Raw genomic sequence first — 13,529 nt, forward strand, 5'->3', positions numbered from 1 at the left:
CAGGCCCGGCTCTCATGCAGAGGCCGGGCCTTTTTTCTGCGCGCAGGGTCGGCCGCCTCAGAACGCATACCGCAGGTTCACGTAGGCGCTGCGCGGCTCGCCGTACCAACCATTGTTGGCGTTGATGTTGGTGAAGTACGCCTTGTCGAATACGTTGTTCAGATTGAGCGTAGCCGTCAGGTTGCGGTTCACCTCGTACTGCGCCATCACGTCCACCACCGCCACGCTGCCCTGCGAATGCTGCGCGTCGTAGATGCGGTTCTGCCAGCGCACATTGGCGCCCAGCGTCAGGCCTTCCACCAGCCACGCAGGCCGATAGCTGGTGAAGAGCTTGAACATCCTGCGGGGAATGTAGGTCAGCCGCGCGTCGCCATTGGCGTCTTTCGGGCTGCTGTAGCTATAGCCACCGGCCACCTGCCACGCGGGCGTGAGCTGGCCCGACACCTCCAGCTCGTAGCCCGTCGTCTTGGTGCCGTCCACGGCCTTATAGATGTATTGCCCGGTGGGGCCATAGCTGGTGCTGCCACCCGGTCCCGGCACGTACTCCGGCAGCTTGTCCTTCTTCGTTTCGAAGTAGGCGGCCGACAGGTTCAGCCTGTCCTCCAGGAACGCCAGCTTCACCCCGCCCTCGATATTGGTGCCCTCCGCCGGCTTGAGCAGTTCGCCGTTGCTGTCATAGTTCGTGGAAGGCTGGAAGATGTCGGTGTAGCTGCCATACACCGACACGTTCCTCGTCACGTCGAAGACCAGTCCCGCATAGGGCGTGAACACCGACGACTCCTCGTTGGTCACGCCACGCGTAAAGGCGCCTGCGGCGGTGTAGCGATCGGTGCGCGTCTTCCAGTTGCTGATGCGTCCGCCCAGAATCACGGACAGGCGATCCGTCGGCTTGAGACGCGCCGAAGCATAGGCGCCGCTCTGCTTGTCGTGGGTAGTGGAGCCGTTGCCGTTGGGCGCCAGGTAGGTATAGGGGTAATCGCCCGTGCGGATGAAGTCGGACGCATTGCCGATGTTCGCGTCCAGGCGTTGGAAGCCGCGGTCGCGCCCCTCCATCTTCGAAAAATTGCCGCCCAGCACCAGCTCATGTCGGCGGCCGAACAGTTCGAACGGGCCTGTCGCATAGAGCCCCACCGAACTCTGCTCCGGCTTGCCGCCATAGCGGATGGCGCGGAAGGCACCGCCGCCCTGCCGGGTCAGGTTGTTGCTCAGCCCCGCCTGGACGATGTCGAATTCGCGGCGTGAATGCTCCACGTCCAGTTGCACCCGCCAGTCGTTCTCGAAGTAATGCTGCAAGGTGGAAAAGAGCGTCAGGTTTTCCCGGTCGGTATAGGCCCAGTCGGCTGCCAGGTTGGCCGAACGGGAAAAGCCCGTCGGCGTGCCATCGGTGAAGGACAGCCGCGTGCCCTGTTGCGCGCTGCCCGCGCCAGTACTGCGGTGCTTCTGGTATTCCACGCCGGCCGAGAGCACGGTACCCGGCATGAGATCGGCCTCGACCACCCCATACACAATGTCCTTGCGCATCTTCACGCGATCCATGAAGGTGCCGTTATCCTGGTGCACCGCGACCAGGCGTCCGCGGACCTTGTCCGACTCGCTGAGCGGTGTGCTGATATCCCCCTCCACGCGGTAGAAATCCCACGAACCTGCCTTGGCGGCCACGTGTGCCTGGAACCCGCGCGTGGGCAGCTTGCGTACCAGGTTCACCGCGCCCGACGGCTCGCCGATACCATTGAGCAAGCCGCTCGCGCCGCGCACGACCTCCACCCGGTCGAAGACCGCGGTATCGGCGATATCGTTCTTGAAACCGAAACGCGTCGAACGCGGTACACCATTGACCTGGTAGTTCTGCAGCTCGAACCCGCGCGAATAGACGAAGTTGCTGTCGCCGCCGACGACGTTGGTATTGTTGAAGTACAGCCCCGTCGTCTGCTCCAGCACCTTGGAGATTTCGTCCAAGCCCTGGTCCTCCATGCGCTTGTGCGTCATGACGGTCACCGACTGGGGCGTCTCCCGCAACGACAGATCGAGCTTGGTCGCGGTATTGGTGAGGTGGGTCGTGTAGGAACCGCTGCCTTCGGTCACCCCCAGCACCCGCACCGGCGCCAGGGCCGTGGGCTCGTTCGCCTGGGCCGCCGCGCGGATGACGGTATAGGTCTGTGCCCCATGGGCTTGCGCGCTCAGTCCACTGCCCGCCAGCAGAAGCCGCAAGGCGTCCTCCGCGGCATAGTTGCCGTGCAGTGCGCCACTTTGCAGCCCGCCCGTGAGCGCTTCCGAGAACAGGATCTGGGCGCCGGTCTGCCGGGCCAACAGGGTCAGCGACTCGCTCAGCGGACCCGCGGCCAGGTTGACTGCGTGCAGCGTGGCCGCTGCCTGGGGGGATTGCGCCTTCGCGGGCCTGCCCGGCAGGGCCAGCACCCCGGCGCTGAACAGCACGGCCAGGCTGATGGCCAGCGCACGAGGCCGGACAAACGGCGCAGGCCTGGCGGCCTTGGCGCCCACGCGTTGTTGCGGGGGGAACGACATGCTTTCCTCGATGGTGAACGGTATCGGGAAAGATGTCGGATCAGCCCCCGCACAACCCTACCTGCTGAAGCAAAAAAAAGATCAGCGGCTGCGCAACGCCACGCCGCCGCCGGGCAGGCTGAGCACCTTCACCGGCAGAATGCCAGGCAGCAGCGCCAGCAGCGTGTCCGTGTTGCTGCTGTCGAACACGCCCGATAGCCGCAATGTGCCGATACGAGGATCCACGATGCGGATGGGCGTGCCGCGATAACGCTGGATGGCGGCCACCGCCTCGACCAGCGGCGTGTCCTGGAAGACCAGCCGCCCCTCTTTCCAGGCGTCCTGGAGACGGCTTTCCAGCGCTTGCACCGCTGGCGCACCTTGCGCTGGCAGCCGCGCCTGCTGGCCGGCCCGCAGCGACACGCCACGTTCGGGCGCCTGCCCCTTGCGCCAGACGGCCACACGGCCCTCATAGACCGAGACACTGCTGGTGTCCGGCGTCTCGCGCCACACATCGAAGCGCGTGCCGACGACGCGCACCTGCGCCGGCCCCGCCGTCACCAGGAAGGGCCGCCAGGTCGCGGGCGCCACGATGAACTGCGCACGCCCCGACACCAGCGTGACGCGGCGGGTGCGCAGATGCCACTGAACCGCCACCGCGCTGCCCGTATCCAGCACCAGCGTGCTGCCATCGGGCAGCTCGGCCTGGACGCGCTCGCCCACCCGTGTGCTGTAGCGCTCGCTGCGATACGCGGGATCCCACCACCAGAGCATCGCGGCGACCGCGAGCAGCGCAGCCGCGCCGGCGGTCACGGCACGCTTGCCGCGCGGCTCACGGGACGGCGGAACGGGAAACAGCTGCTTGAGCGCGTCGCGATGCGTGCCGACCGCCACGCCGACTTCGGCGTGGTCCGCGCCGGAAGACCGTGCCTGCTGCTGCCTCGGATCAGGCGGCAGCCCTTGCCTGTCAGGCAGCATCGTCATCCCGCAAGCCCATCCGGCAGCACGCCACGCCGATGCGCAGATGCTTCTCTACGGTCTTGAGCGAAATGCCCAGGTGGCGTGCGACCTCCGCCTGCGGCCACTCATGGATCTTGTGCAGGACGAAGACATCCCGGCAGCGCGGCGGCAGCGCCTCGATGGCCTGGGCCAGGCGCAGCAGCGACTGGCGCGCGGCTGCCTGCCGCGCGGGTTGAAACGTCTCGTCGGCCGCCTGAGACAACGCGTCCGGCGTGTCTTCCATGCGGCTGGCCAGCCGGCGCCGTGCGGTCTCCTGGCGGAGGTTGTCGATCGCGCGCCGTTTGGTCAACGTGCGCAGGAAGGCGAGCGGCACGCGCGCCTCCTGGCCGACGTGCCTGTCTTTCAGCAGTTGAAGGCAGACGTCATGCACCGCCTCGCGCGCCGTGTCGCGTGCCTGGTGCCGGTCCACCTGGAAACGACCGGCCGCGCGGCACACATAGGCCACGAGTTCGTCGTAACAACCGGCCAGCCTGGCGACCAGCGGCGAAGAAACATCGTTGGAAAGCATGGCGAATCAGGGGGGGGCGGCTGCGGACGGGCAAGGCAAAAAGAATATCACATAACGAGAATCATTCTCCTTGCTCTGCATCGCGTCGCCCCGTCATGAAAAAACCCGGCCGCTCTGGCGAGGGGCCGGGTTTGCTGGAGGGCGGCGCGGGCGCTCAAGGCGTTTCGACTTCGCCCTCTTCGCCTTCCTTCTTGACCGGCTTGATCAGGTCTTCGCGCTTCACGCCCAGCCACATGGCGATGGCGGCGGCCACGAACACCGACGAATAGATGCCGAACCAGATGCCGATGGTCAGCGCCAGCGCGAAGTAGTGCAGGCTGGGGCCGCCGAAGAACAGCATGGCCAGCACCATCATCTGCGTCGAACCGTGCGTGATGATGGTGCGCGAGATCGTCTGCGTGATGGCGCCGTCGATCACCTCGACCACGGTGGCCTTGCGCTGCTTGCGGAAGTTCTCGCGGATCCGGTCCATGATGACCACGGACTCGTTCACCGAGTAACCCAGCACGGCCAGCACCCCCGCCAGCACCGCCAGCGAGAATTCCCATTGGAAGAAGGCGAAGAAGCCCAGGATGATCACCACGTCGTGCAGGTTGGCGATCACGCCGGCCACCGCGAACTTCCATTCGAAGCGCATGCCCAGGTAGATCATGATGCCGACCACCACGAAGAGCAGCGCCAGCAGGCCGTTCTCGACCAGCTCATGGCCCACCTGCGGGCCGACGAACTCGACGCGGCGCAACGTGACCGAACTGTCGGCGGCCTGCAGCGCGCCCAGCACGGCCTCGCTCTGGCCGGCCGTGGTCTGGCCCTCTGCCAGCGGCAGGCGGATCATGACGTCGCGCGAGGTGCCGAAGTTCTGCACCTGGAAGTCGGTGTAGCCCAGGCCGGTGACGGCCGTGCGCACCTGGTCCAGCTGGGCGGCCTGCTCATAGCTGACCTCCATCAGCGTGCCGCCGGTGAACTCGATGGACAGGTGGAAGCCTCGGGTGGCGATGAAGAACACCGCCAGGACGAAGGTGATGAAGCTGATCGCGTTCAGCACCACGGCGTGGCGCATGAACGGGATGGTGCGATGGATGCGGAAAAATTCCATGTTGCAAGTTCCGGGTGACGGTCCGGGCGGCACGCGCCGCCCGGCTAACAGGTCGGATCAACGGGGATCGGATCAGCGCTGGGTGGGCTTCCAGACGGTGCCGATGGAAATGCTCTTGAGCTTGCGGCGGTTGCCATACCAGAGGTTGGCCAGCGCGCGCACGCCCACCACGGACGTGAACATGGAGGTCAGGATGCCCAGGCAGTGCACCACCGCGAAGCCGCGCACCGGGCCCGTACCGAAAGCCAGCAGCGCCAGCGCCACGATCAGCGTCGTCAGGTTCGAGTCCAGGATGGTTGCCCAGGCACGCTCGAAGCCATGATGGATGGCCTGCTGCGCCGTCGCGCCATTGCGCAGCTCCTCACGGATCCGCTCGTTGATCAGCACGTTCGCATCGATGGCCATGCCCAGGGTCAGCGCGATGGCCGCGATGCCGGGCAGCGTCAGCGTGGCCTGCAGCATGGACAGCAGCGCCAACAGCAGCAGCACGTTGAAGGTCAGGCCGATGGTCGAGAAGATGCCGAACAGGTGGTAATAAACGATGATGAAGACGGCGATGGCGATGAAGCCGAACAGCGTCGAATAGAAGCCCTTGGCGATGTTGTCCGCGCCCAGGCTCGGGCCGATGGTGCGTTCCTCGATGATTTCCATCGGGGCGGCCAGCGAACCGGCGCGCAGCAGCAGCGCGGTGTCGGCGGCCTCGGTGGCGCTCATGCTGCCCGAGATCTGCACCTGGCCGTTGGGGATTTCCACGCGGATGACCGGCGCCGTGACGACTTCGCCGCGGCCCTTCTCGAACAGCAGGATGGCCATGCGCTTGTTGACGTTCTCGCGCGTGACGTCGCGGAAGATGCGCGCGCCATTGGAGTCCAGCGTCAGGTGCACGGCAGCCTGCTGGCTTTGCTGGTCGCGGCCGGGCTGGGCGTCCTGCAAGTTCTCGCCCGTCAGGATGACCTGGCGGCGCACCAGCAGCGGACGGCCGTCGCGGTCCTGGTAGCGCTCCAGGCCGAAAGGCACGGTGCCGCTGGCCAGCGCGCTTTGCGCGGCGGGGCTGTCGTCCACCATGCGGATTTCCAGCGTGGCGGTGCGGCCCAGCAGTTCCTTGGCACGGGCCACGTCCTGCACGCCGGGCAGCTGGACCACGATGCGGTCGCCGCCCTGCTGCTGGATCACGGGCTCGGCGACGCCAAGCTCGTTGATCCGGTTGTGCAGCGTGGTGATGTTCTGGCGCAGCGCGTTGTTCTGGACGGTGGCGATGGCGGTCTGGCTCAGCACGCCGACCACCTGCGCACGATCGCCTTCCTGGCGCTCGGTGAACTGCAGGTCGGGCATGCGGCCGCGCAGGGCCGACAGCGCAGCGTCACGCACAGTGGCGTCGCTGAAGCTGGCCACCAGCGAGCGGCCGGCACGTTCGACCGTGCCGCCGGCGATCTTCTGGTCGCGCAGGATATTGCGGGCCTCGTTCGAGAGCGCCTCGTAGCGCGAGTTCAGCGCGCCATCCATGTCGACCTGCAGCAGGAAGTGCACGCCGCCGCGCAGGTCCAGGCCCAGCGACATGGGACGGGCACCGATAGCCGTCAGCCAGTTGGGCGAGGCGGGCAGCAGGTTCAGCGCGACCGTGTAGGACGGGTCGGCCGAATCGGGATTCAGGGAGCGCTCGATCAGGTCGCGCGCCTTCAATTGGATGTCGGTCGTGGCAAAGCGCACGCGGACGGTGCCCACGGGCCCGTTCATCTCGAAGCTGGCGCCGGTCGTCTCGAGGCCGGCCTCGGACAACAGCTGCTCGACACGATCGAGCATGGACGCATCCACCTTGACGGTCGACTTGGCGCTGGCCACCTGCACCGCCGGCGATTCGCCGAAGAAATTGGGCAAGGTGTAGAGCAGGCCGATCACCACCGCGATCAGGACGGTGGCGTATTTCCAGAGGGGGTAGCGGTTCATGGAGGAAAACGCAGGTGGTTGACTAACTTGGTAGAGAGGCCTTCGCCCCCATAAGACCTCGGCCCATCAGGGGCGCCGGGAAGCCGGCTTCGCCGGTCCCCCGGCGCCGCCCCCTTGAGGGGGAAGCGCGCAGCGCTTCGGGGGTGGGACTACCACTGGACTATCACAGGGCCTTGATGGTTCCCTTCGGCAGCACCGCGGAAACCGAGGGCTTCTGCACGATCACTTCGACCGGGCGATCGGCCAGGTCAGCCACTTCCACGGTGACGTAGTTGTCGCTGACCTTAGAGACCTTGCCCAGGATGCCACCGGCGGTGACGACTTCGTCACCCTTGGCCAGCTCGGACAGCAGCTGGCGATGGGCCTTCTGGCGCTTCATCTGCGGACGGATCATCAGGAAATAGAGGATCACGAACATCAGGACGATGGGCAGCATGCCCATCAGCGCGCCTGCGGGTTCGCTGCTGGCGGCGGCCTGCGCGAGGACGAGGCCGAGGTTGTCGGTTGCGAGCATCGGATTTCTCCTGATTGGAATTTTGGGTAATCGGCGATTGTAGCGGGGTTGCAAGACTTGTTCCGGCAAGCAACCGCGGAGGGGGCGCGGCCCCGTTTTCACCCCGGCGCCCCCGGGCGCCGCGCCGGGCAGGCCAGGGGCGCTAAAATCCCGCTTTTCCCTCTTATTCAGCGGCCCGCGGTGTCCCCCCCGTCACGGTCGCCCATCCATGCAAGAAACCACACTCAAGCGCGCCGGCGTCCCCGACGCCGCCCCCGCCGCGCCGTCCGCGCCCGGCGCCTCCCCCCGCAAGCTGTACATCCGCACCTTCGGCTGCCAGATGAACGAGTACGACTCGGACAAGATGGCCGACGTGCTGCGGGACGACCAGGGCCTCGAGCTGACCGACACGCCGGAAGACGCCGACGTCATCCTCTTCAACACCTGTTCGGTGCGCGAGAAGGCGCAGGACAAGGTCTTCTCGGACCTGGGCCGCGTCCAGCACCTCAAACGCCTGAAACCTGAGTTGGTCATCGGCGTGGGCGGCTGCGTGGCCAGCCAGGAAGGCGAGGCCATCGTCAAGCGCGCGCCCTATGTGGACGTGGTGTTCGGCCCGCAGACCCTGCATCGCCTGCCCGAGCTGATCCGCCGCCGCCGCGAGGACGGCCGCTCGCAGGTCGACATCAGCTTCCCCGAGATCGAGAAATTCGACGCAATGCCCCCGCCACGAGTCGATGGCGCCACGGCATTCGTCTCCATCATGGAAGGCTGTAGTAAATATTGCAGCTTCTGCGTCGTGCCTTACACGCGCGGCGCGGAAGTCTCGCGCCCCTTCGACGACGTGCTGGTGGAAGTGGCCGACCTGGCCGACCAGGGCGTGAAGGAGGTGACGCTGCTGGGCCAGAACGTCAACGCCTATCGCGGCAGCATGGGCGAAGGCCAGGAAATGGCCGACTTCGCCCTGCTGCTGGAATACGTGCACGAGATCCCCGGCATCGAACGCATCCGCTACACCACTTCGCACCCCAAGGAAATGACCCCCCGTCTCATCGAGGCTCACGGCAAGCTGCCCAAGCTCGTGCCCTTCCTGCACCTGCCCGTGCAGGCAGGCAGCGACCGCGTGCTGGCCGCCATGAAACGCGGCTATACCGTGCTGGAGTTCAAGTCCATCGTGCGCCGCCTGCGCGAAGCCCGCCCCGGCCTGACGCTGTCCTCGGACTTCATCGTGGGCTTCCCCGGCGAAACCGAAGAGGATTTCGAGAAGACCCTGAAGCTGATCGCCGACGTCGGTTTCGACACGGCCTTCTCCTTCGTCTATTCGCGCCGTCCCGGCACGCCGGCAGCCGACCTGCACGACGACACCCCGCAGGCGCTCAAGCTGCAGCGCCTGCAACGCCTGCAAGCCCTGCTGAACGAGCAGGCCGCCGCCATCAGCGAAGCCATGGTGGGCACCCGCCAGCGCGTGCTGGTGGAAGGTCCGTCGCGCCGCGACCCCGCCGAGCTGATGGCCCGGACCGAAAACAACCGCACCGTGAATTTCGCCGCCCCCGCCCGCCTGATCGGGCAGATGGTGGAGGTGGAAATCATCGAAGCCCGCTCCAACACGCTGCGCGCGCGCGTCGCCGACGTGGAGCTGGCCAAGGAGACCCCGACCGCATGAGCCACGACGACAAGACCCCCGACGACACCCCGGCCAAGGGCCGCACCCGCCGCGCCCTGCCCGTCATCGTCAACATCGACGCCGACAATACCCACCTGGCCAACCTTTGCGGCCCGCTGGATGAAAACCTGAAGCAGCTGGCCGACGGCCTGAGCATCACGCTGGCCCGCCGCGGCACCCGATTCTCGCTGGAAGGCGAGCACGCCGCGGTCGCCGCCGGCGCACTGCGCCGCTTCGCCGACCAGGCCGTGCACAAGCCGCTCACCATCGACGATGTGCAACTGGGCCTGGTGGAACTGGGCCTGGGCCGCGGCGGTCCCGCCGACGCAGCGCCCGAGGCCTTCGACCCGGCCGAGCTGCCGCCGCTGGACGACGAAAGCGGCGGCATCGCGCTGCGCACGCGCCGCAGCGACCTGCGCCCGCGCACACCGCGCCAGCGCGACTACCTGAACAACATCCTCAAGCACGACATCACCTTTGGCGTGGGCCCGGCCGGCACCGGCAAGACCTGGCTGGCGGTGGCCTGCGCCATCGACGCGCTGGAGCGCGACAACGTGCAGCGCCTGATCCTGACGCGCCCGGCCGTCGAAGCCGGCGAGCGCCTGGGTTTCCTGCCCGGCGACCTGGCGCAGAAGGTCGACCCGTACCTGCGCCCGCTGTACGACGCGCTGTACGACCTGATGGGCTTCGAGAAGGTGCAGCGCCTGTTCGAGAAGCAGACCATCGAGATCGCGCCGCTGGCCTATATGCGCGGCCGCACGCTGAACCACGCCTTCGTGATCCTGGACGAGGCGCAGAACACGACGCCCGAGCAGATGAAGATGTTCCTGACCCGCATCGGCTTCGGCAGCAAGGCGGTGATCACGGGCGACCCTTCGCAGGTGGACTTGCCGCGCGGCACGCAAAGCGGGCTGGCGCACGCGGTGGAGGTGCTGTCCCACGTGAAGGGCATCGCCACCACCCGCTTCACGAGCCGCGACGTGGTGCGCCACCCGCTGGTGGCGCGCATCGTCGATGCCTATGACCAGGCGGCTGCCTACGATGCGTCCTGACACCGGGGCCGACGCGCCGATGCTGTCGCTGTCCGTGCAGTATGGCGTGGCCGAGCCCCGCCTGCCTCGCTGGCGCCTGCGCCGCTGGGTGGCGCGCGGCCTGGCGGGCGCGGCAGCCGACATGGCGGAACCACCGGCCGCGGCGCAATTGAGCCTGCGCCTGGTGGGCCTGGCCGAAGGCCGCCGCCTGAACCGCGAATTCCGCGAACGCGATTACGCCACGAACGTGCTGACCTTCGAATACGGCGCGGACCCTGGCGGCACGGTGCATGGCGACATCGTGCTGTGCGTGCCGGTGCTGGTGAAGGAAGCGCGCGAGCAGAAGAAGGCGCTGCTGGATCATGCCGCGCATCTGGTCGTGCATGGGACGCTGCATGCGTTGGGGTATGACCATCTGAATGCACGGGATGCGCGGCGGATGGAGTCGCTGGAGACTGCCGTGTTGGATGGGATGGGGATTGCTGATCCTTATCTGGTGGATTAGATCTTTATTGGCAAGGAGTTTGCTAGGTTGACGGTTTTTTGCACCGCTAGGTTGACGGCCGCCGAGTGTGGTCGTGCCGTCGGGCGCCTGCCGCGTGGTGGGGCGCCCACAGCGCCCCGCCCCCCGCAGAAGGCGCCCGCCGTCCCGCCCACCCTCGACGTCCTGCAATGTTGTGTTCTGGACCTTGGGCAGCCACCTTGGTCCTGCTCGCATTCTTGCCTGCCGCTCGCTGCCTGCCCGAAGATCTTGGCTTGCCGCTGACCGGAGGGCGCCCACAGCGCCCACCGGTCAGCATTCGGAAAAACAATAGGGCAGCTTTTGGGAGAGTGGGGGCGAGAGGTGGAGGGGGGAGGCAGCGCGCTTCGGGCTACGGGCGCCGCTTGGCCGTGTTGCCTGCTTGGGGAGGCTGCTCCACCACCGACACGGAGCGGCCGAAGCCGCCAGGCTCGTCAGTAAGTCTCGACGCCTCTGCGCGCGCAAGACACCCGTCATTCAGTCACGCGGACGGAACAACGCCTCCAAGCAGACAACGCAGCCTGACGGGGGCCCCCGCCCGAAGCGCGATGCCCCCCACCTCCACTCCCCTTCCCCCTCTCTCACTAGCTGCCCCTTTTGCTTTCCCGAATGCTGACCAATGGGCGCTGTGGGCGCCCATTGGTCAGCGGCAAGCCAAGATCTTCGGACAGGCAGCGAGCAGACGGCAAGAATGCGAGCAGGACTCGGGTGCCCGACTCCGGTACACACCACTCCACCGCAGGACGTCGAGGGTGGGCGGGACGGCGGGCGCCTTCTGCGGGGGGCGGGGCGCTGTGGGCGCCCCACCACGCGGTAGGCGGCCGACGGCACGACCACACTCGGCGGCCGTCAACGAAGCGGTGCAAAAACCGTCAACCCAGCAGTGCAAAAACCGTCAACCCAGCGGTCTACAGCACCACACGAAACCCCTCCCAGCCCCTTCACCGCCCCCGCAGATTGAACGACTTCTTGCTCCCCAGATGCGCCCGGATCGCCCTTTCTGCGCCATCCGCATCTCGCAGCAACAACGCCGCCACGAACTGCTTATGGTCTGCCACCCCGGCTGCCCACTCATCCGGGTCCAGGTTCGATTTGTAGCGCAGTGCCTGCACCTGCAGGTTCAGGCGGTCGTAGACCGCTGACAGCGCCGGGTTGTGGGCTGCGCGGTTGATCGCCACGTGCGTGCCCATGCTGGCGGCGAAATAGGCGCGGATGTCGCCGGCTTCGTAGCCCGCGATCATTTGCGCGTTCAGCGCCGAGATGTGCGCCAGCTCGCCATCGCTGGCGCGTTGCGCCGCCTGGCGCACGGCCAGGCCTTCCAGCACGCTCAGCACGTCGAAGATGTTCTCGATGTCGGCGGGCGACAGCTCGATCACCATGGCGCCGCGCTTGGGCTGGATGGACAGCAGGCCGTCCGAGGCCAGCATGCGGTAGGCCTCGCGCAGCGGCGTGCGGGACACGCCCAGCTGTTCACAGAGGTCGCGCTCGTTCAGCCACATGCCCGGCTTGAGCGTGCCGTCGGTGATCAGCTGGCGCAGGCGGTCGGCAATCACCGCAGGCAGCGTAGGGTGGTTGATGGCAAAGGGCGACGGGGTCGCCGCAACATCGGATGCAGGGTAAACCATAGGTGAACTCGACTGGGATCAGGACTACTTTATATCTTGGTATACCAAACACCAAGAAAATACCAAACAGACCAGCCCGCATCTTAGAACAGACGACGAGGCTGGCAACCCCAAAGGAGACAGGTGTATGAAGAATCGGACGCTTTTCGCACTGGCCACGGCCGTCGCCGCAACCGTCGCCATGCCCGCTTACTCGCAGCAGAATTTCCCCAGCAAACCCATCCGTCTTGTCGTGGGCTTCGTCCCCGGCGGCGGCACGGACGTGTCGGCCCGCATCGTGGCCCAGAAGCTGTCCGACGTGCTGGGCCAGCAGATCGTGGTCGAGAACAAGCCCGGCGCCTCGGGCCTGATCGCCGCCGACCAGGTGTCCAAGGCCGACGCCGACGGCCACACCCTGCTGCTGGCCAACATGCAATCCACGGTGTCCGCGCCCTATGTGCTGCCCACGTCCTATGACCCGATCAAGGACTTCACCGCGGTGCGCTACATCGGCACCGTGCCGAACGTGCTGGTCATCAATCCCGACAAGCACAAGTTCAAGACGGTGAAGGAACTGCTGGACGCCGCGCGCGCCAAGCCGGGCGCGCTGACCTATGCCTCGTCCGGCATGGGCAGCCCGCAGCACCTGAGCGCCGCGCGCTTCTCGCAGATCGAGAAGATCGAAATGGAACACGTGCCCTATAAGGGCAGCGGCCAGGCCATCGCCGACCTGCTGGGCGGCCAGGTGGACATGAACTTCGACACCCTGCCCGGCGTGATCGGCCAGGTGCAGGCCGGCAAGCTGCGGCCGCTGGCGGTGACCAGCCCGCAGCGCAGCAAGCGGCTGCCCGACGTGCCCACCCTGTCCGAAGCCGGCGTGGAAGGCCTGGACGTGACGCAGTGGTACGCGGTGCTGGCGCCGCGCAACCTGCCCGCCCCGGTGCTCGCCAAGCTGGACGAGGCGCTGGCCAAGACCCTGCAGGATCCCGACGTGCGCGCCAAGCTCGCCGAGCAAGGCATGGACGTGGGCGGTGGCCCCGAAACGCCCGCCGACTTCCAGGCCTACCTGGACAAGGAATGGACCAAGTACGGCAAGCTGACCGCCAGCCTGGGCCTGAAGAAACCCTGACGCAACACCAGAAGGAGCAAAG

At 66.8% G+C, this 13,529-nt stretch carries 11 protein-coding genes; 4 read left to right on the forward strand and 7 right to left on the reverse strand.

The genetic code is table 11. The features are described 5' to 3' along the window. Positions 1-57: 57 nt before the first annotated feature. The 6 genes from ODI_RS16810 to yajC form a co-directional block, all read right to left on the reverse strand. Entirely contained in the window at positions 58-2,523 is a 2,466-nt protein-coding gene (locus tag ODI_RS16810) for a TonB-dependent siderophore receptor (RefSeq protein ID WP_067755574.1), read from the reverse strand. Between the two features lie 81 nt (positions 2,524-2,604). Then, on the reverse strand, positions 2,605-3,486 hold the full coding sequence (locus ODI_RS16815) for a FecR family protein (protein ID WP_082985364.1): 882 nt from the start codon (positions 3,484-3,486) through the stop codon (positions 2,605-2,607). Next, on the reverse strand, positions 3,470-4,030 hold the full coding sequence (locus ODI_RS16820) for an RNA polymerase sigma factor (protein WP_067755571.1): 561 nt from the start codon (positions 4,028-4,030) through the stop codon (positions 3,470-3,472). Before ODI_RS16820 ends, ODI_RS16815 begins: the two co-directional genes overlap by 17 nt. A 154-nt stretch (positions 4,031-4,184) precedes the next feature. Then, a complete protein-coding gene (secF, locus tag ODI_RS16825) occupies positions 4,185-5,126 on the reverse strand; it encodes a protein translocase subunit SecF (protein ID WP_067755568.1) in 942 nt (313 codons plus the stop codon). Between the two features lie 72 nt (positions 5,127-5,198). Further along, complete coding sequence (gene secD / locus ODI_RS16830; RefSeq protein ID WP_067755565.1) at positions 5,199-7,070, reverse strand: protein translocase subunit SecD; 1,872 nt, start codon at positions 7,068-7,070, stop codon at positions 5,199-5,201. 163 nt (positions 7,071-7,233) lie between these two features. Beyond that, positions 7,234-7,584: a preprotein translocase subunit YajC gene (yajC, locus tag ODI_RS16835; RefSeq protein WP_067755564.1), complete on the reverse strand. Its 351-nt coding sequence runs from the start codon at positions 7,582-7,584 to the stop codon at positions 7,234-7,236. Positions 7,585-7,792: 208 nt separating this feature from the next. On the opposite strand from yajC, the gene miaB reads away from it, so the two are divergent. Genes miaB through ybeY form a run of 3 tightly spaced genes read left to right on the forward strand, consistent with a single transcriptional unit; the run spans position 7,793 to position 10,759 of the window. Then, the gene (gene miaB / locus ODI_RS16840; RefSeq protein WP_067755561.1) at positions 7,793-9,223 is read left to right on the forward strand and encodes a tRNA (N6-isopentenyl adenosine(37)-C2)-methylthiotransferase MiaB; all 1,431 of its coding nucleotides are present in this window, start codon (positions 7,793-7,795) and stop codon (positions 9,221-9,223) included. Beyond that, entirely contained in the window at positions 9,220-10,275 is a 1,056-nt protein-coding gene (locus tag ODI_RS16845) for a PhoH family protein (protein ID WP_067755558.1), read from the forward strand. The genes miaB and ODI_RS16845 overlap by 4 nt, the downstream gene beginning before the upstream one ends. Beyond that, positions 10,265-10,759 carry an rRNA maturation RNase YbeY gene (gene ybeY / locus ODI_RS16850; protein WP_067755555.1) on the forward strand — a complete coding sequence of 165 codons (495 nt, stop codon included), beginning with the start codon at positions 10,265-10,267 and terminating at the stop codon, positions 10,757-10,759. Before ODI_RS16845 ends, ybeY begins: the two co-directional genes overlap by 11 nt. A 956-nt stretch (positions 10,760-11,715) precedes the next feature. Here ybeY and ODI_RS16855 read toward each other — a convergent pair. After that, on the reverse strand, positions 11,716-12,399 hold the full coding sequence (locus ODI_RS16855) for a GntR family transcriptional regulator (RefSeq protein WP_067756973.1): 684 nt from the start codon (positions 12,397-12,399) through the stop codon (positions 11,716-11,718). 127 nt (positions 12,400-12,526) lie between these two features. Here ODI_RS16855 and ODI_RS16860 point away from each other — a divergent pair, with 127 nt between their 5' ends. Continuing rightward, entirely contained in the window at positions 12,527-13,507 is a 981-nt protein-coding gene (locus tag ODI_RS16860; protein WP_067756970.1) for a Bug family tripartite tricarboxylate transporter substrate binding protein, read from the forward strand. The last annotated feature ends 22 nt before the right edge of the window (positions 13,508-13,529 follow it).

This window comes from Orrella dioscoreae (genome assembly GCF_900089455.2).
GTDB classification, from domain to species: domain Bacteria; phylum Pseudomonadota; class Gammaproteobacteria; order Burkholderiales; family Burkholderiaceae_B; genus Orrella; species Orrella dioscoreae.